The sequence below is a fragment of the Kitasatospora azatica KCTC 9699 genome, from assembly GCF_000744785.1.
Lineage (GTDB): Bacteria > Actinomycetota > Actinomycetes > Streptomycetales > Streptomycetaceae > Kitasatospora > Kitasatospora azatica.
In genome coordinates this window covers 5,597,136-5,623,341 of record NZ_JQMO01000003.1, presented here as the reverse complement: position 1 = coordinate 5,623,341, position 26,206 = coordinate 5,597,136, and the positions used below count along the sequence as shown (strand labels likewise).

Annotated in this window: 13 protein-coding genes and 1 pseudogene; 2 read left to right on the top strand and 12 right to left on the bottom strand. The window is 70.3% G+C overall.

Annotation, left to right across the window (positions count from 1 at the left end; translation table 11 throughout):
- Positions 1–14 precede the first annotated feature (14 nt).
- Complete coding sequence (locus BR98_RS35385) at positions 15–6,197, bottom strand: ricin-type beta-trefoil lectin domain protein (RefSeq protein ID WP_157538119.1); 6,183 nt, start codon at positions 6,195–6,197, stop codon at positions 15–17.
- Positions 6,198–6,606: 409 nt separating this feature from the next.
- Here BR98_RS35385 and BR98_RS35375 point away from each other — a divergent pair, with 409 nt between their 5' ends.
- Positions 6,607–13,659 (top strand): RHS repeat domain-containing protein, encoded by a 7,053-nt coding sequence (locus tag BR98_RS35375; protein ID WP_157538117.1) that lies wholly within the window; start codon positions 6,607–6,609, stop codon positions 13,657–13,659.
- Positions 13,660–13,693: 34 nt separating this feature from the next.
- A complete protein-coding gene (locus BR98_RS35370; protein ID WP_035851497.1) occupies positions 13,694–14,095 on the top strand; it encodes a hypothetical protein in 402 nt (133 codons plus the stop codon).
- 562 nt (positions 14,096–14,657) lie between these two features.
- Here BR98_RS35370 and BR98_RS38720 read toward each other — a convergent pair.
- From BR98_RS38720 to BR98_RS35315, 11 genes and pseudogenes are all read right to left on the bottom strand, one after another.
- Positions 14,658–15,188 (bottom strand): annotated as a pseudogene (locus tag BR98_RS38720) (ISL3 family transposase); the annotation flags it as partial.
- Between the two features lie 132 nt (positions 15,189–15,320).
- A complete protein-coding gene (locus tag BR98_RS35360; RefSeq protein WP_035851495.1) occupies positions 15,321–15,734 on the bottom strand; it encodes a hypothetical protein in 414 nt (137 codons plus the stop codon).
- A gap of 47 nt (positions 15,735–15,781) precedes the next feature.
- Positions 15,782–16,252, bottom strand: coding sequence for a DUF4260 family protein (locus BR98_RS35355; protein ID WP_083977392.1), 471 nt, complete (start codon positions 16,250–16,252; stop codon positions 15,782–15,784).
- A 44-nt stretch (positions 16,253–16,296) separates the two neighbouring features.
- Positions 16,297–17,016 (bottom strand): 4'-phosphopantetheinyl transferase family protein, encoded by a 720-nt coding sequence (locus BR98_RS35350; RefSeq protein ID WP_324606703.1) that lies wholly within the window; start codon positions 17,014–17,016, stop codon positions 16,297–16,299.
- Positions 17,017–17,077: 61 nt separating this feature from the next.
- Positions 17,078–17,953: a 2-oxo acid dehydrogenase subunit E2 gene (locus BR98_RS35345; protein ID WP_035851490.1), complete on the bottom strand. Its 876-nt coding sequence runs from the start codon at positions 17,951–17,953 to the stop codon at positions 17,078–17,080.
- Complete coding sequence (locus BR98_RS35340; RefSeq protein ID WP_232247855.1) at positions 17,950–18,189, bottom strand: acyl carrier protein; 240 nt, start codon at positions 18,187–18,189, stop codon at positions 17,950–17,952. The genes BR98_RS35345 and BR98_RS35340 overlap by 4 nt, the downstream gene beginning before the upstream one ends.
- Before the next feature lie 55 nt (positions 18,190–18,244).
- Positions 18,245–19,267, bottom strand: coding sequence for a 3-oxoacyl-ACP synthase III family protein (locus BR98_RS35335; RefSeq protein WP_035851487.1), 1,023 nt, complete (start codon positions 19,265–19,267; stop codon positions 18,245–18,247).
- A 47-nt stretch (positions 19,268–19,314) separates the two neighbouring features.
- The gene (locus tag BR98_RS35330; protein WP_035851485.1) at positions 19,315–22,317 is read right to left on the bottom strand and encodes a type I polyketide synthase; all 3,003 of its coding nucleotides are present in this window, start codon (positions 22,315–22,317) and stop codon (positions 19,315–19,317) included.
- Entirely contained in the window at positions 22,314–22,625 is a 312-nt protein-coding gene (locus BR98_RS35325) for an acyl carrier protein (RefSeq protein WP_035851484.1), read from the bottom strand. The genes BR98_RS35330 and BR98_RS35325 overlap by 4 nt, the downstream gene beginning before the upstream one ends.
- Before the next feature lie 37 nt (positions 22,626–22,662).
- On the bottom strand, positions 22,663–24,378 hold the full coding sequence (locus BR98_RS35320) for an acyl-CoA dehydrogenase family protein (protein WP_051970962.1): 1,716 nt from the start codon (positions 24,376–24,378) through the stop codon (positions 22,663–22,665).
- Positions 24,372–26,132, bottom strand: a complete 1,761-nt coding sequence (locus BR98_RS35315) for an acyl-CoA dehydrogenase family protein (RefSeq protein ID WP_051970960.1) — start codon at positions 26,130–26,132, stop codon at positions 24,372–24,374. The genes BR98_RS35320 and BR98_RS35315 overlap by 7 nt, the downstream gene beginning before the upstream one ends.
- Between the last annotated feature and the right edge of the window lie 74 nt (positions 26,133–26,206).

The following is a 26,206-nucleotide window of genomic DNA, read 5'->3' as shown; positions in this document are numbered from 1 at the left end:
CAGGAGGCGGTGGATCAGACCCCCTGCACGCCGATCTGACGGAGCTCGAAGTAGTGGTTGCCGTTCTGGTCGGTGCTCAGGACAGTGGCGTTGACCTTGATGTACCTCGCGCCCGTCGGGTTGAAGAAGAACTGTTGGGGAGTGTCACCGGGCTTCGCGTGGTTCGCCTGGGTGACCACCGTGGTCCAGTTCGTGCCGTCTGTACTGACGGCGATGGTGAAGTTGACCGGGAAGCCCGCACCGATGACGTTGGCGGCCTCGTCCCGGGGGAACAGGTCGACCTCGCCGATCTGGTGGGTGCTCCCGAGGTCGATCTGGGCCCACTCGGTCGCGTTGGCAGTGCTGTCGAACTGGCTGGCGTAGCCGGGAACGGCGCTGGTGCCGTGGTAGATGTTGTCGGTCAGGTGGGTCGCCTCCCAGCCAGGGGTCTGGCTGGACGCGGTCGCAGCGGCACCGGCCGCCAGGTTGGTGCCCAGCGGAGGTGTCCAGGCCTGGTTGGCATTGCCGAGGCAGTCCCAGATCTGCAGTTGGGTGCCGTTGTTCAACGAGCCGTTCGGGTCGTCCAGGCAGCGCCCGGAGTTGGGGTTGAGCAGGCGGGTGCGGCCGTTGCCGTCGGACTGGGCCACCCACTGCTGGTTCGCGTTGCCCAGGCAGTCCCACAACTGGACCAGGGTGCCGTTGGCGGTGGCGCCCGGGCCGCCGGTGATGTCCAGGCACTTCGTGCCGTTGGAGCCGGTCAGGGTAATGGTGCCGTTGAGGTTCATCGTCCAGGCCTGCGGCGCGGACCCGTTGCAGTCCCACTCGTTGACGTGGGTGCCATTGGCCTGGTTGCCGTAGTAGTCGTCGATGCACTTGCCCGGCAGGGACGGGCTGTTGATGGGCCCTCGCGCGGCCTGCGGGGCGAACGAGGAGTTCCCGAACAGCCAGGACACCTGGTCGGAGGTCAGAGCCTGCTGGTAGACGCGGGCATCCGCGACGCCCCCGGTGAGCCGGGACCCGCCGACTCCGGCACGTTCGGAACCGCCGATCAGCAGCGCGCTGCCGGCCTTGGTGGCGCTGTTCCAGGCTGTGGTGGTGGTTCCGGTGCCGGCCAGCACGCCGTTCACGTAGATGCTGATCGTGCCGTTGGTCGCGTTGTAGGTGCCGACCAGGTGGGTCCAGGTGTTCAGCGACACTGCCGAGGCCGGCGCCGCGGCCCAGGTCCAACCGGGGCTCGCGGTGTCGTTGGTGGGCATGACCATCGCCCAGGAGTGCTGGGCCTGGTCGTAGTCCAGGTAGAAGGACTCCATGGTGGTCCCGGCCTGCGCCACGACGAAGTGGTAGCCGGTGTTGTCCTGGAGGTTCACCCAGGCTGCGGCGGAGAACGACTTCGAAGTGTCGACCGCCGGCGCGGCGGTGATCTGGCCGGTGCCGTCGAAGGTCGCCGATCCGTTGGGGTTCCAGGTCACTCCGGAGCCGAGGGTGCCGGGGTGGCCGCCGGGGTTGCCAGTGTCCGCGGCGGTGGCGCCGGTGCCGTCGGAGAGCTTCCACTGCCCGGCCGCGCCCGAGGTCACCGTGATCGCCGCCGCAGTGCTCGTGCCGGTGCCGCTGCCGTCGGTGGCGGTGGCCTTGACGATGTAGCTGCCGGGCGTGGCGTAGGTGTGGCTCGCACTGGCCGCGGCCTGCGGTCCGACGACGGTGCCGTCGCCGAAGTCGTAGGTGTAGCCGGTGATGCCCGTGGTGCCCGGGTAGGACGCGGTGGCGTCCGCCGTGACCGGCGTGCCGACCAGTCCGGTCACCGGGACGGCCAGTCCGACGGCGGGGCTGTTGGTGCCGGTCGGGACCAGCGTGAGGGTGTCGATTCCGATGACGTACCGGTTGCCGACGCTGGCGGCGTTGGTCCCGGTCATCGTGAAGGTGAAGGTGTGCTGTCCGGCGCCAAGCGTCGCTGTCCCGAAGTGGACCGGGACGATGGAGACGCCCGAAGCCTGGTAGGCGTCGTAGGTGACCGGCAGGGTGACTGCCTGTGCGGTCCCGGCGTCGATGGTGACCGACACCTGCCCGCGGTCGTTGGTCCGGGTCAGCGCGGGGGTGACGGAGTACGTGCCGGCGTTGGCCACGTAGTAGTTCAGAGTCACCGACTGGTTGGCAGCGTTGCCGGGGAAGTAGGCCTGGTTGCCGTTGGACAGCGAGATCCCGCAGCAGTTGCCCTGGACCTGGCTGGCAGGGCCGTTGACGCTGCCCCAGACGGACTCGGCCTCGACGCTCTGGGTCTGGCCGGCTCCGGTGGGCAGGACGAAGCGCTGGGCGGCGTCGGGCCTTCCGGCGGCGTCCCAGCAGGGCCACAGCTGGAAGGGGTTGGTGTTGCCGGTGTTGGCCCCGGAGTCGTCCAGGCACATGCCGGCAGCCGGGTTGTAGATCCAGTACCGGCCCGCGGCAGCGGGCGAGGGGATGATCCGCCAGGTCTGGAACGCGGCCCGCTTGGCCGAGTCACAGCTCCACAGGGTGACCTTGGTGGCCTGGACGAGGGATCCGCTGGTGTCCAGGCACACGTTCGACGGGGTTGCCGGGTTGCTGCCCAGGGCCCGGACGGTCCCGTCGGCGCGGAAGGACCACTGCTGTGGCCACGTGGCGTTGCAGTCGTACAGGTCGACGGTCGTACCGTTGGTCGTCGTTCCGTAGAGATCGTCGACGCACTTCTGGCCCGAGACGCCTGCGGTCATGTCGATCACGATCTGGCCGTTGATGCTGCCGGTGAGCGGGGCGCCCTGAAGGTTGCTGACGCCCGAGGTGGTTCCCCAGCCGATGGCAGTGGCGGTGGTCTGGCCCTGGGCCGACAGGTTCGGGTTGATCGGGCCGAGCAGGACGCTGACCTGACCGTCCGGACTCATGGCCCACAGGTCGGGGTTGCCGTCGGCATTCAGGTCACCGGCGGTGTTGACCCAGGTGTAAGGGGCGAACTGACCGGTGGCCCCCAACTGCTGCTTGCTGCTGAGGTCGCCCAGGCCGGCACCGAGGGTACCGGTGTCGGTGTGGTTGGTGAACTGCCACAGGGTGCCGGCCGGGTCCTCGGCCCACAGGTCGGGCATGCCGCCCGGCCCGCCGGGGTGACCCGTCGCGTTGCCCGGTGCCATCACCCGCATCCGGGACCAGTCCCAGCCCGGCTGGGAGACCGACAGCAGGACCGGATTGGTCAGCTGGCCGGTGCCGGCGGGGGAGAACAGCCAGACCCTGGTGGCGCCCTGGTACGTCTCGACCGAGACCAGGTTGGTCTTGCAGGCGGTGGTCGGGGCGCTGATGGCGCAGCCGCCGTGTACCGGTCCGAGCGCGACGAGTTGCTGGACGGAGCTCCAGTTCGGGCTCGGGTCGTAGCCGACGCAGCCGCCGTTGAGCGCGCCGGGGGTGCAGCTGGGCCGGGTGACCAGCGTCTGCTGCGTCTGGGCGAAGGCGTTGAGCGTGGTCGGCGGGATGTAGCCGGGCTGGGTGCTGGCCGAGGCGGTCTGGGCGTTGAAGTAGTAGTACAGATGCCCGTTGCCGAAGCTGTCCTTGTCCCAGGCGAATAGGTCGTCCGTGGGCTGGACCCGCTCGGCGCCGCGGTGGGTCATCAAGGCGGAGGCCCAGGAACTGCCGTTGGGTGCCGAGGCGGCGGGTGCCACCTGGACCGCGTTGACCGAGCCCGCCGGGTCGAGGTTGGTCGGGTAGACGATGAGGTTGCCGCTCTTGTCGGCGCCCATCAGGTTCGGGGTGCCGTCACCGGTGACGTTTCCGAAGGACACCGGGGAGAACGCCTGGGCCAGGAAGAAGTCGTAGCGGCCGTAGGCCGAGACATTTCCGGCCTTGTCGACGGCCGAGACGTAGAGGTAGTTGTCGCCCCAGTGCTCGCCGTTGCCCGCGCCGGAGGCCAGGTTGATCGGGACGGTGGCGTTGGTGGTGCCCAGGCCGCTGGTGCCCGCGGTACCGGAGTTGACGGTGCCGCAGGCGGCGTTGGCGATGCCGGTGCAGTTGCCGGCGCCCTCGTTGGTGCTGGTGGTGTTCAGCGCCCAGTCGAAGTGATCGATGGGAGTTGTGGGAGCGGTGGCGTTGACCGTGATGGTGCCGGCGCTGCCCACGGTCGGGTAGGAAGCCAGGTGCTGGCCGGTGGCTGGGAAGGTCGACTGCGTGACGGTCGGCTGGTTCGGCGGGGTGAGCGCGGCGGTGAACCAGCAGGGCTGGCTCGACGGCGCCGGGTAGTTGTTGCCGCCGTTGCTCCAGGCGTCGTGCAGCTGCTGGCCGTAGACGTTGACCGACGAGCCGTCAGTGGCGTACTTGTCGTCCGAGGCCTGCCCCGACAGTGCGTAGGTGTGGCCGTCCTGCAAGGACATCGGCGTGCCGTTCCAGCCGTTGGACCCGGTGGGCGTGATCGAGGTCAGCGCCTGCCCGGTCGCGGTGGTCGGAGCAGTGCTGTACCCGTAGCCGCCGTTCAGCGTCTCGGACGGGAGGGAAGCGCCGGGCGCGTAGTCGTCGGCGTTCAGCTGCCAGGACACCACCCGGCTGGACAGGTCGTAGACCGGCATGGTCAGCCCGACCGAGGCAGCCTGGACCGGCAGGTAGCCGGCGGTGGCCCGGGTGTCACCGCAGGGGTTGCTGCTCCCCGAGTGGTTTCCGACCGGTGTGCTGTTCAGCGCCGGCTTGCCCAGCCAGGGCTCGGAGACGTAGTCGATGGTGATGTTGGGGTTGCTGCCCCCGGCGTTCTGCACGAAGTAGGAGCCGTAGTTGCTGGTGGTTGGTCCCTCGTTCGCGGCCCGCAGGCCGAGCGTGTACGTGCTCCCGCCCGCCTTGTACACGTCGGTCACCTGACCGGTGATGTCCACGCTGAACTGGCTGTTGCGGCAGTTGGTCGACCCGCCGATGGTGGCGACCGGGTTGTTCCAGCCGGGGCCCGACGTCGGCCACAGGTTGGTGTTGCTGCCGCCGTTCTGGTTGGACCAGTTGGAGCCGGTGTTGAACGGATTGGCCCGCCACACCTGGGTGGTCGGGCACACCGCGCTCTGGGCCGTCAGGTTCAGGTTCGCCTTGGCGATGTACGTGACGTTCTGACTCTGGTCGCCCGGGTGCGCGCTGTAGTCGCTGGGCTTGGGCAGGTTGAACGCCGGGAACGACAGCAATGAGCGGACCAACGTCCCGGAGGCGTTGCCGACCCGGACGGCCGAGGTGTCGTAGTTGGCGTACGGCCAGGGGTTGCCGTCGTAGACCGACTGCCCGTTGGACCAGATCTCCATCCAGTCGCGCGGGCCTTCGCTGGTCTCGGACCACGCCGGGTCGATGATCAGCGGCCACACGGTGGACGACGCGGTCAGCATCGACCGGTCCGGCACCACGGTCACCGCGCCCTGCGCGACGGTGGCCGGCATCTTCGCGGTGTGCGGCTTGGCGGCCGACTCGCCGCCGGTCCGGGCGGGCGGGCTCACTTCCGCCGCGGCACTGCGCACCGGTGCCGAGGACCCCGCGGAATCCCACATCATCGGTGCGGGCCCGCCGAGGATCTCGTGCCCGGCGGCGTCCTTGGCCGTCACGCCGCCGTCGGGGGTGACACCCACGGACAGGCCAGTGCCGGTGACGCCCAGGCTGATGGTCTTCAGTGCCGGGTTGGCGGCGGCCACGGCGTCGTGGACCACCAGCAGGTCGCGCACCCCGCCTGGCAGCGCCACCATCTTGAGGTCCACCCCCGGGTAGACCCCGGCATAGGTCGCGGTGTCCCCGGACAAGGTCGGCACGGGCAGCGCGCCGCCGGGCCAGGTGAAGGTCAGCACGTGCCCCGAGCCGTCGTCCACCGTGGCCAGCGGGCCGTTGCCGCCACCGGAGAGCTTCACCGCCGCCAGGGTGGCCTTGGCGCTGATGCCGCCGCCGGCGTCCTTGACCAGTGTGGTGTCGATCGACTGCCAGGACCCATTGACCTTGGCACGCTGCGGGGCGAGGAACTGCTGTGCGGTGAGCACCCCGTCGGGCTTCGCGGTGAGTGTGGCGTAGGGAGTCGTCGCGGCGTCGACCCCCACCGGCTGGTGGGTCTTCCTGGCCTGCGCCACCGCTGCGGCGATCCCCTTGAGCAGCGGATCCGCGGTGCTCGGGACGTCATCGGCCGCCGGTGCCGCAGGCTGGGCGGCAGCCGGCGGCGCGGCCGAGGAGGAGGCGGCAGGCCGTGGCGGGCCTGCGCTCGCGGCCGCGCCCCTCCCACCTGTCACGGACGGTGCGGACGGCGTGGCCACCGCCAGAGCTGTCGACGACAGCGCGGTGATCAGCACAGCGGCAAGGACGGACGTCCCGACTTGGGCCACGGTGCGTTTGCGGATGGGCGGTGATCCTCTCACCCGGGTCCTCCAGATCGAGGTGGTTGCGGATGCCGGTCCCGAACGCGGGCGCGGCTAGCCGACGGTACGACCCATCAGCCACCTGGCAACGGAAACTGACAGCTTGCTGCCAAGTGACTGGTCCCTCCTGACGGAGGCTGGTTCACTGCCGAGGTCGATGCACCTCCATGCCGGGTACGTCGAGCGAGTGGGCTCTCCTGCTGCTCCGGGCGGCCGGGCGCCAGGCCGATGGGCTGCCGGAAGCCGGCCGTGCACGGTCACGTCACCAAAGGGGTACGGGGTCATGGGTTTGTGGGGGACTTCTCCGCCGGTCGCGCCGTCCGGCCGACCGGTCGGCCGCTCGCGGCGGTGGACGGTTGCGGCCGTGCTGGCGGGCGTGCTGGGCAGCTCGATCGCGCCGCTGCCAGGACTGGCGGCGCAGGCCGCGGCCGCCGACCGGCACGGCGGGCGCCCGCATCCGCAGAGGGTCTGGCAACCCCGGGACATCAAGGGGCTGCCGTCCACGTCACCGCTCAACGGGGCCGCCGGCGCCCGCGCGGCCGGCGCCGCACCCCGGGTGGCCTCCCAACCGGCAGCGCTGCCAGCCTGGCCCCCGGCCTCGACCCTCACGGTGGATCTGACCACTGGCGCCGCACCCCTGCTGTCCACGAAGACGGCCTTGGAAGCGCCGGTCTCGGTGGCCCCGGCAGGGGCCCTGGCCGAGGCGGGGACGACCACCGGGAAGGTGGCGGCGCCTGGCCCGGCCGCCGTGCGGGTGACCGTGCCCGACCACGCGGCCGCGGTGGCCGCCGGTGTCTCCGGCGTCATCGTGCAGTTGGCACGCGCGGACGGGTCGACGGCATCCGGATCCGCGGATATCGCTGTCCCGTACGGGAGTTGGTCCGGTGCGGACGGAGGGAACTTTGCGGACCGGCTGACTCTGGTCGCGCTGGAGCCCTGCGCGCTGACCACGCCGTCCGTGCCGTCCTGCCGGGTGCAGGTGCCGGTGCGGACCGTCAACGACCGCGCGAACCAGCGGCTACTCGCCACCGTCAGTCTCCCGGGTGCGACTTCCGGGTCGGCCTCGGGACCGGCTTCCTCGGGGGAGCGGCCGGCCCCGACGGCCCAGCCCCAGTCGCTGGTATTGGCGGCGACCACCACGGCATCGGGCGCCAACGGCACGTACGCCGCATCCTCCCTGAAGTCCTCGGACTCCTGGACGACCTCGGGCAACTCGGGGTCGTTCCAGTGGTCCTACCCGCTGAGCACCCCCGCGTCGCTGGGCTCGGGCGGGGCCGCTCTGTCGCTGGCCTACGACTCGGCCTCGGTCGACGGGCGCACCACGGTCTCCAACGGACAGACGTCGGCCATCGGCGAGGGTTTCGACGTCGGCGCCGCCTCCTCGTTCATCGAGACGACGTACAAGCCCTGCGCCAAGGTCGATCCGACGAACTGGGGGTCGTCCGGTGACCTGTGCCTCGGCGTGGCGAACGCGGCCGTCTCCGGTACCGGCCACTCCGGGCAGTTGGTCCGGGACGACACGGACACCTCCAAATGGCGGCTCGCGGTCGACGACGGTACTCGGGTGCAGCTCCTGTACGGCACGACGGGCGGCTCGAACAACACGGCCAACCAGGCGTACTGGAAGCTGACGGACACCGACGGCACGGTGTACGTGTACGGGGCGAACCGGCTGCCCGCGGGGTTCGGCGGCACAGGCGGTGACAGCCCGACGTATTCGACCTGGTCCGAGCCGGTGTTCGGCACCGGCAGCGGCAGCAACTGCAACGACCCGACGGGGACGGTGGATCCGCAGACCTGCCTGCAGGCCTGGCGGTGGAACCTGGACTTCATCATCGACCCGCACGGAAACGTCACCCGCTTCAGCTACGCGAGGGAGCTCGACAACTACCAGCACAAGACGGCCACCACCGCCTACACCCGCTCCGGTTACCTGCGCGAGATCGACTACGGCTGGCAGAAGGCCGACCTCGCCAGATCCACCGGCCTGCTCGCCGACGGCAACGCGGCCGTCGCCTGGCCGGCCTCCACCGACCTCTTCGGCTACGCCCCGCGCTGTGTGTACGACGCGGCAGGCAACCCGAAGTGCCCGACCGCTGCGCCGAGCGTCTCGTCGGGCGTCGCCACCACGGGCATCACCTCGGGGAGTTCGGGCAACGCCGTGGCCTTCCCAGACGTCCCGTACGACCGGCACTGCGACGCGGGCAGCACCTCGTGCGCCGTCTTCTCCCCGGCCTACTTCTCCACGGTGCGCCTGACCGGCGTCCAGACCGCGGTGAACACCGGTGCTCCCTCGGGAAAGCAGCCGGCCGGAATTCCGGCCAAGTACCAGGCGGTCGACACCTATACGTTCAACCAGTCTTTCCCGCTCCCGCAGGACAACGCGACCTCGGGCAACCGCGCGCAACTGCGCCTGGATTCGATCGGCCGCACCGGCTACACGGTCAACTCCGACGGCACCCTGGCCACCTCGAACGCCCCGGCGGTCAACCTCGGATACACGCAGCTGGCCAACCGCTCCCAGGCATCCACCCTGTACGGCACGGCGCAGTTCTACCGCTACCGCCTCAACGACATCACCGACGAGCTCGGCTCGGAGACAATCGTCGGCTACGGCCTGCCCGCCGCACTGAAATGCGGCAGCACGCCGCCACCGGCGACCACCGCGAACACGACCCTGTGCTACCCGGAGTACTTCAGCAACAACGGCACCATGGTGACCGACTGGTTCAACAAGTACCTGGTCACCGGTGTCACGGTGAACGACAACACCACCAAGGGCACCGGCTACGTCTACTCCGCTCCGCACGCCACCAACTACACCTACGTGGGCAAGCCGGCCTGGCACACCAACGACTCCGAGCAGGCCGATCCGGCCTACCGGACCGTCGACCAGTTCCGGGGCTTCCCTCAGGTGCAGACCAGCACCGCCGGTGAGTCCGCCGGACACAACGCGATGAGCGTCACGACGTACTTCCGGGGCATGGACCAGGACCCGACCGGCTTCGTCTGCCTGAACGACTCGCACAACCAGGCACCGGTCACCACCGCGTGCCCGTCCGGCGGGTACCGCGACGACAACGCCCTGGCCGGTGAGGCGCTGGAGACCCAGACCTACGCCTCGGAGACGTCCTCGACGGTGCTCTCCGATGTGATCTCGGTGCCCGAGGACCCCACCGACCCCCGGATGGTCACCGCGCAGCACACCCGCGCTTCCGGACTGCCGGCGCAGCGGGCGCACTTCTCCCATATCCAGCGCAAGATCACTTACGCGCCGCTCGCCTCCGGCGCGCTGCGCCGCTCGGAGATCGACTACACCTACGACAACTCGCTCCCCGTATTCACCGGTTCCGGCGGCGTCGGCGGCAATGGCCACCTGATGCTGACCGACGACAAGGGCGACACCGACACCTCCGGCAATCCGCTGGGCGGCGTGCAGGAGCTGTGCACCTTCACCAACTACGCCGGCAACACCGCGCTGGGAGCCGACGGCGCCCAGTGGACCGCCTATCCGCTGACGACCATCACCTCGACCGTTCCGGCCGGCAAGAGCTGCGCCACGAACTCGGAGACCGCGGCGACGACCGTCTCGGAAACCCAGGCCCTGTACGACGACCAACCGCCGGGGACGGTCACGACCGGCGACGTCACCAGCACACAGGCGGCAGCCTCGTTCCACGCAGGCTGGATCACGACCGCACAGACCGGCTTCGACCAGTACGGCCGGACCCTCTCGGCCACCGATGCCGACAAACACACCACCCAAACCACCTACACTCCGAGCACCGAGCTGCTGCCCCAGCAGGTCGCCGTCCGGAACGCGGCCGGTTGGACCTCGACGACCGCGCTCGACCGCGGCCGGGCCGTCACCGAGACGACCGTGGATGTGAACGGCCGCCAGAGCGACGCGCTGTACGACGGCCTCGGACGAGTGGTCAAGGTCTGGGCTGCCGACCACCCCAAGGCGCAGTATCCGGCCATTCCCAACCAGGTCTACTCGTACGGCGTGTTCGGCACCTCGTTGGGGGCCACCGGCCCCGCGGCCAACCCGTACCTGGCCACTCAGACCCTGCGCGAGGACAACTCCTACGGGCTGGCGTACTCGATCCTCGACGGTTTCGGGGAGCAGGTGCAGACCCAGGCCACGCCCGCCGACGGGTCTGCCGGACTGGTGTCCACCCAGGTGGAGTTCAACTCCCTGGGAAAGCCCTACCGCACCGCGAGCGCCACCTACGACGGGTCCAGCAGTCCGTCCGGCGCGTTCCGCAACTACGGTGATGCCCTGCCCTCGCAGACCGTCACGACGTACGACGGACTGTCCCGCCCGCTGACCGTCACCCAGTACCACAACGGCACCGCCGTGCCCGGCGCGATCACCACTACCGCCTACCCCGGGGCCGACCGCACGGACACCACCGCCCCGGCGGGCAACGGGACCGCGTCCGCGGGAGCGACATCGACCGTCACGGACGTCCGCGGCCGGACCAGCGCCCTGTGGACCTACCACAACAACCCGCCGGCGCCCACCGGCAACTCCGCCGACGCGGACGTGACGGCCTACGGCTTCTCCTACGTCGCGGGTGGCACCACCTCGACCGTGACGGACGCCACCGGGCGCAACACCTGGACCACCACGACCACCGACCTGCTCGGCCATCACACCACCAGCACGGGCCCGGACACGGGCACCAGCTACACGACCGAGGACAACGCGGGGCTGGTCGTCCAGACCCAGGACGCCCGCAACCAGTACCTGTCCTTCACCTACGACGCACTGAACCGCAGGACTGCCGAGTACAACGCGCCGTTGGCGAGCAGCGGAACTCCGGCCGCCTCGACCCTGCTGGCCGCCTGGAGCTTCGACACCGCTCCCGGCTCGGATGGCAAGCCGACCCGCGGCCTGTCCGCCTCCTCCACCCGCTACACGGGTGGCGGGACCAACGCGTACACCACCGCGGTCACCGGCTACGACGCGGCCGCCCGGCCGCTCGGTACCCAGGTGAGCGTCCCGGCCGCTGACGGCAACGCCGCGCTGGCAGGCACATACGTGACCAACAACTCCTACACGCCCGTCACCGGCCTGCTCGACCACACCGACCTCCCGGCCGCAGGCGGTCTTCCCGCCGAGACGGTCTACAACTCGTACAACGTCAACGGCCTGCTAATGGCCGCCGGGGGCAACGCCGACTACGTGGTGGCGACCCAGTATGACCAGCTCGGCCGCATCCTCTCCCGGACGCTGGGCGACTACCCGTACCAGATCGTCCAGCAGAACCTCTACGACGCCGCCACGGGCCGGGTGACGAACTCCTTCACCGACGCCACGGCCGGTCAGAACGCCGCCAACCCCACCCAGCTCAACACCTACAGCGTCGACGCCGTCTCCTACACATACGACGTCTCCGGCCGACTGACCTCCACCGCCGACCTGCAGAACTGGACGGTCTCGGGCTCCTACAACCCGGGTGCGGCCGTTCGGGACCTGCAGTGCTACACCTACGACTACGCCGGTCGGGTCACCCAGGCCTGGGCCGACAAGGGTGATCAGACCCCCTCCGCGACCACCAACCCCAACAGCCCCACCACCGCCACCGGTGGCCTCGGCTCCTGCGCCGACTCCACCCGCAACAACGCTCCCGCATCGGCTGCCGCCCTGGGCGGCCCGGCTCCGTACTGGCAGAGCTTCGGCTTCGACGCCACCGGTGCCACCGGCCTCGGGAACGGTGCCCTGACCGGCAACCGCTCCACCGTCACCGACCACGACCCCGCCGGCAACACCGCCAAGGACGTCACCCGCACGTCCACCTTCCCGGCCGCGGGCACCACCAACACCGCGGGCGCCGCCACTACTGGCGGCGCCGGCGCCCACCTGCCGGCCGGCATCACGGCGGCCGGCGGCAGCACGGGCACCGACGCCTACACCTACGACGGATCGGGTAACACCACGGGTCGCAACCTGGCCAGTGGCGCCAAGCAGACGCTCAGTTGGGATGCGGAGGGGCGCCTGGCCGCCGTCGCCGACACGAGCAGCAACAAGACTGCATCCTTCGTCTACGACGCCAACGGCCAGACCCTGCTGCGCCGGGACTACACCACTGGAACCCAGAGCGGCACCGCCACGCTCTACCTGGACGGAACCGAACTCCAACTGAGCACCGGTACCGGGACGGTGACCGGAACCCGCTACTACGCCTACCCGAGCGCCCCGACGATCGTGGCCGGCTCGACCGGCGCGCTCACGTACGAGATCACCAACAACCAGGCCACCGGCGGGACGACAGTGAACGCCGCCAGCGGCCAGGTGCTGTCGCGACGCTACCTCAAGCCGTTCGGCGAGAGCCGCGGCGCCGTTCAGTCCAACTGGGTGGACGACCACACCTTCCTGGGCAAGCCCACCGACGCCGTCACCGGACTCACGGCAGTCGGTGCGCGGACCTACGATGCGGGGACCGGCCGGTTCCTCTCCGTCGACCCGCTGTTCTCGGCCACGGAACCGCAGACCATCGGTGGCTATGCCTACGCCGGCAACGACCCGGTCAGCGCCAGCGACCCGACCGGCCTCAGCTCGGACGACCAGGGGTCGGGCTGCAGCTCCTGGAACCCAATGGACTGCATGTGGAGTGGCCTCTACGACCACTTCTTCGGCAGCGACTCGCCGGTGGGCAAGGGCCAGCAGGCCGTAGTCACTGTGCTGCAGCCGTTGAATCCGCTGCCCGACATCGAGCACTGCGGGGACAGCATCGACACCACCTGTGTCCTGGGAGTGGCATCGGTCACGCCCTGGGGCAAGGCGGGCAGGTTCCTCAGCAAGGCCCCCAAGTTCGGCAAGTGGCTCCTGAAACTCGGCAAGGACGCCGACGAGGCGAGCAAGGCGGAGAAGGCAACGGGCGGGCTGCCCGACCCCGTCGACCCGGGACCCAACCCCAACGGCGGGCCGAACGGCACCGGCCAGGACATCGGCGGGGCGGACCACGGCACCGACGAGGCCGACGCAACAGCCGCCCGTGCGAAGAAGTTTGGCCAGATGGACGGAAAGCTCGGCGACGTCAAGGGCGCCGTTGACAAGAGCGGAAAGATCGACAAGTTCGACGACTGGCAGGGCCGGACCAGTAGCGGCACCGGTACACCGAAGGGGCCGGTCGAGTCCGTCAACCACGCCTTCCACTGGATCAGCTCCGAGCTGGCGATCGTGGCCTCGGTGCTGGCCTTCAAGCAGATGCTCTCCAAGGGCTGGCAATGGATCAAGAAGGCGGCAACCAGCACGCCGTCGAGTGCAGCGCCGCCGAGCTCCACCGGCAACGGCTCCGGTGGCGGGCACCGGCGCGCGTACTACTGATCCGCGAGCCCCACCGTCCCGAGGAGGAACGCCCATGATGCTCAAGCGTTGGATGATCGGCCTGGCCCTGGCGGGTACCGCCGCTGTCCTGACCCCGTCCGCGGCGCAGGCGGCTCCGTCCGACCGGCTGACGCTGCGGGGGTACGGCTCCGGCACCGTCGTGACCCTGCACGTCTTCACCCTGGACGGGCACGATCACACCTGGGGCGAGATCCACTGGCAGGACTTCTTCAGCGGTTGCCTCTGGGAGGACCAGACCACCGATCCCACCCAGCGCACCTGGAACGGCCTGCTGCGCAGAACCTGTGCCAACGGGGGATTCGGGGCGGCCACCTACGGCGCCGACCAGAGCCCGCTCTACGACGGCCCGGGCTACTGGGTGCGGGCCTGCGGGGAGGACTGGTCCGGAGGAGTGACCTGCACGGCCTGGAACTGAGCCGCCGTCGGGCCCGGCCGCGGACCTCAAGGTACGCGGCTGGCCCGGGGCCGGTACGACCTGGCCGAGCAGCTCCGCCCGTCGGCCTGCAGCAGAACCCCGCTGTCCGGCCTCGGGCCCCCTGAGAGCATCTGGGCCCAACGTTGCGCCTCCTTCCGTCCGGGCTCTGCCACGCACATGCGCGAGAGCGGGCTGCTGCCGGGGCCACGGTTCGAGCAGTCCACCAAGATCTGCGGACGGCAGGGGTACCGCTTGATGTACACGGCAGAGCCACCAGAGGCTTGCATCGAGGACGCGGGCAACGTACTGGTCGTGCCTTCGATGGTGCAGGACAACGACCTGGTCGAGAGCTTCTTCGGGTGCGTCATCTCGCCGGAGGACCTTGCCTCCGGTTCGGTCGACCTCGCGCAGAAGACCGTGTACCTGTCTGGCGACCTGTCCCGGATCAGCGGCCGCCGGCTGCAGGCAGCCGCCCGGGTGTTCGTTGTCCGGGAGCTGTCGCACGGCTACCGCGGCGGCGAGGAGGCGTGGACCGTCGTGGATCTCGGCAGGGTCCCCGTCCGCGTGCACGGCGTCGGCGTGCACTACCGCCGCTTCTTCGACCTCGGCGCCGACCACTTCGGACAGATCCTCGCGGAGCACGAGTTCCGGGGTCCATGGCGCGCACGGCATTCGGGGCCCGCTCGGCGACCACGTCGGCGATCCATTCGGCGCCGTCGGCGCTGATGTGCGTAAGCCGGTGGGCGCACTCGGCGCCCAGGGCGTCGAAGAACGAGCGCAGGACGTCCTTGCCGTGGCTGTCTGCCATCCACACCACGTGCCGGGTGTCGTGGTCGACGACCACGGTCATGTACTTCTGGCCCTTGCGGTACGAGATCTCGTCGACGCCGATCCGCCGCAGCCCGGCGAAGCGGTCAATCCCGGCGTCGGCGTCACGCTGGTAGCGGGTCAGGATCGCGCCGACAGTGCGCCAGGCTACCCGCATCAACTGTGCGGTGGCTGACTTGGAGCACTCGGTGGCCAGCCAGGCGACCTGCTGGTCGAAGTCGTATGTGTGTCCGGCGTCGTGGCGGGCCCAAGGCACCGCCGCGACCTATGTTCGTTGTGATGTTCCGCGTACTCGAACAGCCGCCGGACCCGCAGCAAAGGCAGACGGCGACGGTGACCACCGGGCCCCTTCGCGACCAAACCCCGACGTCGGGGCGCGGGCAACCTGCGCCTCAGGCTACTCACGATCCAGCGGGACGCTCAGGAGCGGCCGTGCGGCTTGGCCGGGTCGTGCGCCTCCGCGGGAGGCTGAGACGCGCTGCATCACCCCGGTCGAGGCCGACCAGCGTTCCGTGCAGTGTTCGGCGAGCAGTACAGCGTCGTAGAGGTCCTTGCCCTGCGGGTATCTGCCACACAGGACCAGGGCGTCCGCCCATGGCGAGTTGGAGATCGCCGCAATCACCAGGTCCATCGCGGCCCGGCGTGCCGCATACCAGGCTCGCCCTGTGTGCTCGTCGGTGAACCGCGGATCGGCCGCCTCGATCTTCACCCGGACCGGCTCGAATCCCGCGGCCTCGAGTACGCCGGTCAACGTACAGGCCGAGCCGAACTGCTCGGCGAAGGTTCCATTGGCGGTCAGCCTCGCGAGCACGCCCGGGACCTGCCGGAGGGGTCCACCGCAATCCGCCGGGCCACCGGTCAGTGGATGTACCCGTCGGGGCGACGTGGGCCGAAGCCGAACGCCCGGTCCAGTGCGATATGGGCGAACCACCCGAGGCCGCCGACGACGAGCGGCCGGGAGAGGGTCACCAGGCCGAGACCTATGACGGCGCCGGGGGCCGCAGGACGATGCAGCTCGTTGTAGAGACCGACGGCCGAGCGCGGGAGCGCGCCCTTGCCGGCCGGCTCCTCATGAAGCCCTTTCAGGAATGCCACGTCCGGACCGACCAGACCGGCCCAGAAGGTCCAGGTGACCGGGCCGCCGAGGAAAGCCGCGGCGGTCACGGCGCCGATTCCGGCGACAGCGCTCAGGATGCGGCCCTCAGGGCTGCGCCAGGTCCAGCTGTCACGTGGGGCTTCTGACACTCCCTCGGCGGTGGTCCTCGGGTACGGGTTCCCGAGGGGTGCGGTCATGTCTTCGGGCGTGTCGGGCGATGCGGTCGTGGGCATGTCTCGGTTCCTTCCATGGCGGGGGTACGGACGGCTGTCGTGGCTCACCACTCCTCGTCCGTCCCTCTCTCCGGTTCCTCCTCGCCCAGCGCGCAGATGAGCGCGTCGACCAGAGTTTCGTCGAGCATCGTGTGCGCCGCCCTGTCCTCGGTGATGCCGAAGCCCGAGTCGTGGACCGCGGTGCTGAGGACGTACGAGTCGTCCACGACGCAGGTGCTGAAGCACCAGTCCGCGCCGGTGGCGGGGCTGCCGTCAGGACACCTGACCCCCTGGGGGCTGCCCTGCGATCCGAAGCCGAACTCGGTGAAGGGGAAGCGCATACCCAGGCCGGTGGCCTTGCTGTACGCCTCCTTCAGCGTCCACAGCCGGAGCAGTTCAGGGTTTCGTCGCCGCACCGGGAGGCTTTCGAGTGCGTCGAGTTCATGAGGCGTGCACATATGCCCGGCCAGACCGCAGCCGTACAGTTCACGGTCGGCCCGCTCGGCATCGACGCCGATCAGTCCGCGGCTGCTGAGACCGACCACCAGCAGTTCCTCCGTGTGGCTGAGGCTGATGTCCACCGCGTCGATGCCGAGCAGGTAGGGCCGTCCAGTGGAGTGGTAGGCCAGTTCGACGGCCTCAGGGGCGACCTCGACCGCCGCGCCGGCCGCGAACTTGAGCAGGATGCGCGATGCCGCGAAACGCGCTCGGACCTCGGGATGGGTAAGGGCGAGATACCGATCCCAGTCCCGCCCCAGCAGCGTCCGCAGCCGCGGTGCCGCCACGTGTCCCGGCCTCCAGTCTGCCAGCCGGGCGTGGAGTACCGTGACCCCGTGCTCGTCGAGCTCAGCGCGGACCGCGCCCCACGAGCCGTACCGGCCGCTGATCCTGAGCGGCTCCCCGAAGGCCGGAGTCGGCATCGAACTCCTCGTCGGCATCGAACTCCTCCAAGGTGCGCCTGAGGTCACCGAGCACGTCGGCGGCCGTGGCGCCGTCCACGACCCGGTGATCGAAGGCCAGGCTCAGCCGCATCAACGGTGCCACCGCGAGTACGCCGTCCTTGACCGTGGGCCGCTCGGCGACCTGCCCGAGGCAGACGGTGAGCGCGGTGCCTCCGGTGGAGTGGAATCCGTCCACGGGCTGATGGCCGAGCGAGCTTACCGAGACCGTGCCGAAGACCGCCGCCCGGCGGCGCGGGTCGCGCAGCGCCGCGGCGAAGGCCAGCCGGCCGAGCGGGACCGGCAGCCGGTCGAGCCGCCGTACCCTGGCGAACTCCGGTAGATCGGCCGTCCCTTCACCGCGGTAGCGGTCGATCCGCTCCTGGATCTCGGCCAGACCGGCCTGCTCGAGGCCGGGAAGGAGCGCCGACAGGACGCTTCGCTCTCCGTCGACGTCCCGGTCCAGCGCGAGTTTGGCGGTGACCTGGGAGAACCGGGCGATTCTCGGGGCACGCAGCCGGCCCGGCCAGCCCGGCACCATGACCGCGTTCCCCTCCGGGTGACGGGCGAGTACCCGCCCGGTGGCCAGGAGCACGTAACTGACCAGTGAGATCTTTCCCCCCACCGCGGTGCGGGCTGTCCGTCGGTGGGCCGTCACCCGGGTCATGTCGACCTCGGTGTCCAGGAACACCGGCCGCTGCCCGGCCGCGTACTCCAGAAAGTAGAGCGTATGGCGGCGGGCCCGCACCGGCCGGATCGAGACCGTGCCCTGATCGACGGTCATGACCGGCCCGCGAGCTCGTACACCTCGCGCAGGCTGCGGACCTCGAGGAGCTTGCCGACGGAGATCCGCCGACCGGTCGCCCGCTCCAGCGCGGTCACCAGTTTCAGCAGGTGGAGGGAGTCCCAGTCCGGGAGGGCGTCGAAGTCGGTGCCCAGGGACGACTCGTCCAGCTGGAGGCCGAGCTCGTCACGCAACAGCGAGACGAAGTCCTCGACGGATTCGATGGTGGGGATCACGAGTGCACTCCAGTTCCAAAGGGGGTTCGGAAGCGATTTGGGACGCGGTGGTCGTTCATCCGAGCTTCTCCAGGGCGAATCCGGCCTTGAGCCACTTGCTGGATTCCACGGCCACGGCCAGCGCCCGCTGGCCCTCGGTCATCTGCCCGAGCAGTCGTTCCATCTGGAGGAACGGCAGGGCGTTGCCGTTGTTGCCGGTGTCCGCCACGCAGGAGACCTCCCGAGCGTGGGGGACGCCGAGCTGCTCGAAGATCCGCTGGGTCATCCGACCGGCCAGTTGAGGTGGCAGCAGGTAGTCGAGCTGCTCGACGGACCAGCCGAGCTCCTCCAGCAGCTCCCAGAGGATCTCCACCGCCATGACCGGGACGGACTCCTCGATCGCCTTGTAGTCCTCGTAGAAGGCCTGCTTGCCGCTGTCCAGGTCGGCCAGGCCGAACCACTCGATCACCTGGCCCGGTGCCCGGCCCAATCCGGTCAGGCGGTTGAGCACCCGGCGCAGGGCCACCCGCTCGCCGGTCGGTTCGGGGGACATCACCACGGCCCCGGCGCCGTCGCCGAAGAGCACGTAGTTGACCAGCTCACTGGGAGTGGCCAGGGAAAGGTCGCGGCGCAGGTCGAGGTGTTTGCTGCAGACGTCCCCGCCGATCACCAGTCCCGTGCCGCCGGTGCTGGTGACCAGGGTGCGCGCCAGGTCCAGCGCCTGCACCGCACCCGCGCACCCGGACTGCAGCTGGTACGTGGGAAGTTGGTCGAGTCCGAGCTGTTCGGCGACAAGGTTGACGCTGGCCGGCATCAGGGTGTCGGGGGTGGCCGTGCCCAGCACGACGAAGTCGATCGCCGCAGGGTCGACGGCTGCCGCGGCCATCGCCCGCTCGCCGGCCAGGGCGCACAGGTCGGCCAGTGACCAGCGGACCTCGCCGGTGCCCAGGTCGCGGGCGAAGTGGCGGGTCCTGGTGCCGATGAAGACGTCGATCCACTCCTCGTTGACGCCGAGCACCTTGGACAATCGCGCGTTGTCGACGGGATCGCCCGGCAGGGCGGTGCCGACGGAGTTGATGTACGCCTCCTGCTGTTCCATCACGTGCTCCTCTCATCTGCTGTTGCGTTCGGCGGGGATGGACGAGGTCAGGAAGCCACCGCGCCGCTGCTGCGCTCCTCGAGGAATCCGACCAGGTCGCCCACCGAGGAGAGCCTCGTCAGGAGGTCCTCGATCGAGATCGGACCGATCCCGCCGACTGTCTTCTCGATCCGGCTCTTCAGCTCCATGACCATCACGGAATCGAAGCCGAGGTCCTCGTAGAGACGGGACTGCGGGCCGAGCTCAGCCACGGTGTAGCCGCCCACCTGGGCGACGGCCGCCACCGCCAGCTCCGCCACCGGCCCGTTGAGGGCAGGACCCTGGGCCGCTCCGATCCACGTGGTGACCGGCGATCCCGGTGCCGGCGGGACGAACTCGGGGACCGCGGCGACCGCCTGGACTCCGCTGTCCAGGAGGCCCAGCGCGGCGGGCACGGGGGTCCTGCGCACCGGCCCACTGCTCCAGTAGCGGTGGGCGTCGGAGAACGCATACGGCGCGAGCCGTAGCGCGCGCGGCCCGTCCTTCGGATAGAGCCCGTCCCAGTGCGGATCGAGGCCGCCGCGGTACAGCTCGGCGAGCAGTTCGGCCAGTTCCGCAACGCCGCCTTCAACGGAGGGCGAGGGGTGCAGCGTGCGGAGTCCGGCCGGTGGGCGCAGTCCGCGGACCAGGCTGTTCAGCACCGGCTTGGCCCCGATCTCCACCGCGTGGGTCGGACCGGCCTCGAGCAGACTCTCGGCTGCCTGCGCGAACATGACCGGCGCGCTGATGTGCTCGACCCAGTAGTCGGCATCCATCGGTTCGTCCTGCAGCAGCCGGCCCCGGACCGTGGAGAAGACCGGCAGTTGCGGGACGCCGCCGCCGACTTCGCCCGCGACCGCGGCGAATCGCTCCAGCATGGGCTCCATCAGAGGCGAATGGAAGGCATGCGAGACCTGGAGCGCACGCGTCTCCAGACCTGCGGCGTCGAAGACTTTGGCGAGCCGCTCCAGCGCGGCCAGATCCCCGGACAGTACGGTCCGCCGCGGTCCGTTCACCGCGCCGACGCCGACCAGTGGTTCTGCCTCGGCCAGCGCGCGGACCTCGTCCACGGGCGCGTTCACCGAGAGCATCCCGCCACCGGTGGGCAGCTGCTGCATCAACGCGCCCCGGGCGGCGATCAGTCGGGCGCCCTCGTCGAGCCCGAAGACCCCGGCGGTCACCGCGGCCACGTACTCGCCGACGCTGTGACCGATCAGCAACGACGGTTCCACCCCGAGCTCGGAGAGGGTGCGCGTCAGGGCGTAGCCCACGGCGAACAGGGCCGGCTGCGCCATGGCGGTCTGGTGCACCCGTTCGTCCCGCCCGAGGATGAGGTCGCGCACCGACTCGCCGAGGTGCGGAAGCAGAGCCGCGTCCGCCGCGTCCAGGAACCGGCGGTACAGCTCTGAATCGCGGTAGAGCCCGGCTGTCATACCGGGCGACTGGGAGCCCTGGCCGGTGAAGAGGAACGCGGTCTTCGGGCGGCCGACCGGCTGCGCGGCCAGGCGCCCCAGAAGCTCCTGGTCCTCGGCCGCCGCCCTCAATCCGTCGGCCAGAGCGGCGGTGTCCGTGACCGGCAGTGCGAAGCGAAGCCGCTGCCCGGTCTTCACCCGGTTGCTGCTCCAGCAGAGGTCGACCAGGGGCACCCGGCGGCGTGACACTTCCGCCGCCTGCACGAGCAGATTGCGGCGCAACGCGTCCGGGTTGGTCGCGCTCAGCGTGAACACTCCGCCGCCCGTGGCGACGACGGGACGGGCGGCCTGCGCCGGGGCGGACGCCAGCACCGCGTGGGCGTTGGTGCCTCCCATCCCGAAGCTGCTCAGACCCGCCACCGTCGTCCCGGCCGGCAGCCGGAGCGGCGCCTTGAGCAGCTTGAGGCCGTGCTTGGCCAGGCGCAGGTCGGGGTTCTCCCGGCTGGCGAACCGGCTGGCGGGCACGACTTTGTGATGCAGCGCCAGTGCGACCTTGATGAGCGCGGCAATGCCGGCCGCACCCTCGGTGTGACCGAGGTTCCCCTTGACCGAGCCCAGCGCCATCGGTCCGCCCTCGCGGCGTCCGTGCAGGTGTCCCAGCGCTTTGACCTCGATCATGTCGCCGAGCACGGTCCCGGTGCCGTGTCCCTCGGTGAAGCGCACCTCGGAGGGGTCGACGCCGGCCCGACGGTAGGCGGCGGCCAGCACCTCCTGCTGGGACCAGCGGCTGGGCGCGGTGATGCCGTTGCTCCGGCCGTCCTGGTTGACGGCGGTGCCGCGGATCACCGCGTACACCTGCTGGCCGTCGGCCAGCGCATCCTCCAGACGGCGCAGGACGACCACGCCGACGCCCTCCCCGCGGCCGATGCCGTCGGCGTCGGCGCTGAACGGTTTGCAGCGGCCGTCCGGCGCGGAGAGGCCGGCCTGGGTGTAGAAGATCCCCAGCGCGGGAGTGAGCGCCACGTTGACGCCGCCGGCGAGTGCGTAGTCGCACTCGCCGGACAGCAGGGAGTTGCTCGCCAGGTGCACGGCCACCAAGGACGAGGAACAGGCGGTGTCGACCGCGAGGCTGGGGCCCCTGAGGTCCAGGTGGTAGGAGATCCGGTTGGCCGTCATGCAGTAGCCGTTTCCGGACCCTACGTGCGCGGTGATCCGGTCGTAGTCGGTCAGATGCAGCTGCGCCCACTCGTTGCCCATGATTCCGACGAACACGCCGGTGGGCGTCCCCGCCAGTCGGCCTGGGGCAATTCCCGCGTCCTCCACCGCGCGCCACGCGCACTGCAGTAGCAGTCGCTGCTGCGGGTCCATGGCCGCGGCCTCGCGAGGAGACACGGTGAAGAACTCGTTGTCGAAGGCGTCCGGGTCGGCGATGAAGCCGCCCTGCGCCGTGTTGCTCCGTCCTTCGCCACCCTCCGGGTCGTGGAAGTCCCGGACGTCCCAGCGGTTGCCGGGAACCTTGCCGACACCGTCACCCGAACGCATGAGCAGGTCCCAGTAGGCCGCCGTGTCGGCGGCTCCCGGGAACCGGCAGTCGATGCCGACGATCGCTACGTCGTTCATCGCTCGGCGTCCCCGGCGTTCCCGGAAGCGCCGAACTCCTCGACGAGGTAGGCCGCGAGCGCGTGGACGGTGGGGTAGTCCCAGGCGACCGTGGGCTCCAGGACCAGGTCGAAGGCGTCCTCGATGTCGCCGCACAGACTCAGTGCGGCGATGGAGTCCAGACCGTACTCGGCCAGCGGCACGGACGGGTCGATCTCAGCAGGTGCGCGCCGGAGGTAGGTCGCGATGCGGTCGACCAGCCACGCGCTGAGCGAATCGGCGGAGTGGTCGAATCCCTTGGCGGGTCGATCGGTTGCGGGGACGGCCATGTCGCGCTCCTCTGTTTACTGTTGACGCTGCGGGTGCTCAGCCCGCGAGCGGGGTGTCGTACAGGTCGTAGCTGCGGCCCTGGTGGAAGCGGCGGAGCAGTTCTTCGTGCACCCGCTCCTCGCAGCCGGCGGGCAGTGCCGGAGGCTGCTGGCCCAACCGGCGGACCAGCCGGTGCAGGGCGGCCGCAGCCCAGGACGGGTCGGCCAGGAAGGCGTCGCCACCATTCGTGGCCTGCCGCCAGACGCCGAGTACGGAGGAGGCCGCGAGCAGCACGGCGTACCGGTCTGCGAGAGCGAAGCTGTGCGGGCGGGCCAGCGAGGTGCGGTCCGCAGACGACAGCTCAAGGCTCGCTTCCTGGAGCCGGTGCAACTCGTCCAGCAGGCGCAGGGCGAGACCGTGGACCGCCTGCTCCTGCGGGGTACCGCTCGGTAGTTCGTCGATCGCGGTGACCAGGGCGGCGCTGATGCTGTCCTGGCCGCTGGCGAGGGCCAGCCGGGTGAAGGGGATTCCGGGCAGGTCGGCGCGGGGCTGGAACAGCTCGGCCGGAGCAGGCGCGTCCTTGAACCAGGACCGCTTCGCGAGCCTCGGCAGCTGCGGGATGATCGTGGCCTGGCAGGCGGCCGATCCGGCGTGGCCCAGACTGAGCACCGGCAGGTCCCGAAGGTGCTTCTGGAAGATGCCGAACTCACCGTCGCGTACATAGAACCTGGCACCCAGGACGATCGACAACTCGTACATGGCCTCGGTGAGGACCTTGGGCACGAGGTACTTGACCGCGGCCCCGTAGACACTGGTCTGCTCCGGGAGGAGGTGGACCGCGCGGGTGCCGGCCAGGGAGAGGCTGTCGCAGATCAGCAGGTCCAGGAAGGCGTTGCCGAGGACGCCCTTGGCGTGCGGGATCTCCATGACCGACTTGCGGTACAGCTGCCGCCCCACGGCGAAGCGCACCACGGTGCGCAGGCTGGTGTCGGCGGCGCCCAGAGCCATCCCGGGGACCGCGCTGCGGGTGATCTGGAACGAACGCAGCGCCAGTTCGACTCCTTGTCCCTGCTCGCCGACGAGGGCGCTCCCAGGGACCGGGCAGTCGTCGAACTCCAGACCGGAGAGTGTGCAGCCGCGGACACCGACCGTCTCGTAGCGCGGGAGCACGCGCAGCCGCTCCGGGTCCACCTCGTCCCGCTCGACCATCAGCACGGAGTGGCTGCGACTTCCCGGCGCGTCCGAGGTACGGCTGAACAGCAGCCAGGCACGGGCCCGGTGGGCGTTGTTGATGACCTGCTTGGCGCCGTGCAGGCGGAAGCCGGAGCCGTCCGGGTTCGCCCGGAACTCGTTGCGGAGGAAGTCGTTCCCGTGCGCCAGCTCGTGGTAGGCGACCGAGGCCTTGCCGCCGTCGAGGAGCAGGTCGGCCAGTCGGCGCTGCTGCTCGGGGCTGCCGGCCGTCCAGACGTTGACCGCGGCCATGAAGGAGGTGACGCCGTATCCGAGCCCGAGCGTGATGTCCCGGCGGAACGCCTGGCGGACGACCCGGACCAGGCTGTCGACGCGCTCCAGGCGGCCGCCGAGGTGGGCGGGCACGAACTCGGCGTTGAACACCAGGTCGTCGAGGAGCTTCTCGCCGCTCTCCGGCAGTTCCCCGGCCTCGTCCGCTTCGAGCAGGCGGGCGAAGCCCACCGGGTTGGTGGCGTCCGTCGGATCACCGAAGGCCCGTTCCAGCTCGGCCACCCGGGCGGCGGTGCCTGCCTCGGTCAGCATGACGTCTCCTCAACTTCGGGTCGGACCAGGGAGAGCGGCAGCAGGGAGATCAGCGCGCCCTCCGCGCGCAGGGCGCGGGCCTGCTCCAGCAGTTCCTCGTAGGCTTCCGGAGCCTCGGCGCCGGGGACGCCGAGGCGGACCAGGATGCGGGACAAGGCCGCGCGCAGCCACAGCCCGTCCTGCCACAGGCCGGCGGTGCCGCCCTGCTCGGCGGCCTCGTGGTTGTGCACCCACAGGCCGAGGCAGGCTGCTCCGGCGAAGCACAGGGCGTAGCGCTTGGCCACCTCGAACGCCTCCGGGGGGATGTCCGTCACCGCGTTCTGGTAGGGCTCCATGGCGTCGTGCACCCGGTCGGCCGCGGCCAGCAGTTGTTCCGCCGCGGTCAGCGCCGACTTGAGCGGTGGGGAGTCGGCGGCGGCCAGGCGCAGCGCCGCGACCGAGTCGGGCAGCGAGGCCAGTACGCCGCTGCCGTGCCGGGCGACCAGGGCCAGCTTGGCGGGGTCGAGCGGTGCCAGCGGCACGCCGAGGTCGAAGGCCGCCGCCGCGCCTGCCGTGTCCCCGGTGCCGCGTCGGTAGCCGCGCGCCAGGCTCCGGAACTGCCCGATCAGGGAGTTCAGATTGACCAGCGTGTTGCCGTCGAAGAGTCCGACGATCCGGTTGTCGCGGTCCACCTTCTGGAACATGCCCCGGGCGTACACGTTGCCCAGGAAGGCGCGCGATCCCAGCAGCTGGGTCAGTTCTACGATCACCGCCTCGGTGCTGGTCGGCAGCAGGTACTTGGTGACCGCGGCGCTGACGCTGAGTTCGGCGGTCGCCGTCTGGACCGCCCGCGCGGCCACCAGGGCCAGCGCTTCTCCGGTCAGGACGTCGGTGGCGGCAGTGGCCAGCCTCCGCCGGGCGATCGGCAGCTCCGCCAGACGGCGGCCGTACAGTTCGCGCTGTTCAGTGAAGTCCAGTGCCAGGACCAGCGCGTGGTCGGCGGCGCCCAGCGACAGGGCGGAGCACATCGTGCGGGTGAGCTGCAGTGCCTTGATCACCGTCTCCAGACCGGTGCCCGGTGCGCCCACCACTGCGTCCGCCGGAACCGCGGCCTCGCTGAATGCGATCCCGGAGATGTCGGCGCCGCGGATGCCGTGCGTCGGAACCTTGTCGAGGTGGCGGTAGCTTTCGGGGGGCAGTTGCCGCTTGTCCACCAGGAGCACGCTGAAGCCGCGCGGACCGCCGTCCGTCCCGGTGCGGGCGAGCACGGACAGCAGGGTGCCGCGGGTGGCATTGTTGATCAGCCACTTCTCGCCGCTGACCAGGTAGCCGCCGTTCTCGCGGCTTTCTCCGCGGACCTCGCCGGCGAGCAGGTCGCTGCCGTGCTCGCGTTCGGTGAGACCGAGCGAGACGGGTACTCCGGCGAGGATGTCCGCGCCGAGTGCCGCCGCCTGCTCGGCGGAACCGGCCACCCAGACGCAGACCCCGCCCAGATAGGTCTTGCCGTGCCCGATGGCCACGGTGAGGTCCCGCCGGGCCACCGCGCGCATGAGTTGCAGGACCTGCTCGTAGTCGGTGAGCCGACCACCGTGCTGGGCCGGCACGTAGTACTCGTGGACGCCCAGGGACTCCAGCCGACGGCAGATGTCGGCGGGGAACTCCTCGCGTTCGTCAAGGGCCAGGCAGTTCGCGTAGCTGAAGGGTGTCGCCGGGTCCTCAGGGTCGCCGAGCTCGCGCTCCAGCTGTTCTGCCAGCCGGTAGGGGGTGTGGTCCATGGGTCAGCCCACCGATCCCGGAACGCGCCCGCTCTGGCCGGCGGCGCGATGCAGAACCCGTTCGGTGAACGTGT

Coding starts and splice junctions, on each gene's coding strand:
- BR98_RS35375 (WP_157538117.1), top strand. CDS start 6,607: ATGGGTTTGTGGGGGACTTCTCCGCCGGTCGCGCCGTCCGGCCGACCG.
- BR98_RS35370 (WP_035851497.1), top strand. CDS start 13,694: ATGATGCTCAAGCGTTGGATGATCGGCCTGGCCCTGGCGGGTACCGCC.
- BR98_RS35355 (WP_083977392.1), bottom strand. CDS start 16,252: ATGCCCACGACCGCATCGCCCGACACGCCCGAAGACATGACCGCACCC.
- BR98_RS35345 (WP_035851490.1), bottom strand. CDS start 17,953: ATGACCGTCGATCAGGGCACGGTCTCGATCCGGCCGGTGCGGGCCCGC.
- BR98_RS35335 (WP_035851487.1), bottom strand. CDS start 19,267: ATGGAACAGCAGGAGGCGTACATCAACTCCGTCGGCACCGCCCTGCCG.
- BR98_RS35330 (WP_035851485.1), bottom strand. CDS start 22,317: ATGAACGACGTAGCGATCGTCGGCATCGACTGCCGGTTCCCGGGAGCC.
- BR98_RS35325 (WP_035851484.1), bottom strand. CDS start 22,625: ATGGCCGTCCCCGCAACCGATCGACCCGCCAAGGGATTCGACCACTCC.
- BR98_RS35320 (WP_051970962.1), bottom strand. CDS start 24,378: ATGCTGACCGAGGCAGGCACCGCCGCCCGGGTGGCCGAGCTGGAACGG.
- BR98_RS35315 (WP_051970960.1), bottom strand. CDS start 26,132: ATGGACCACACCCCCTACCGGCTGGCAGAACAGCTGGAGCGCGAGCTC.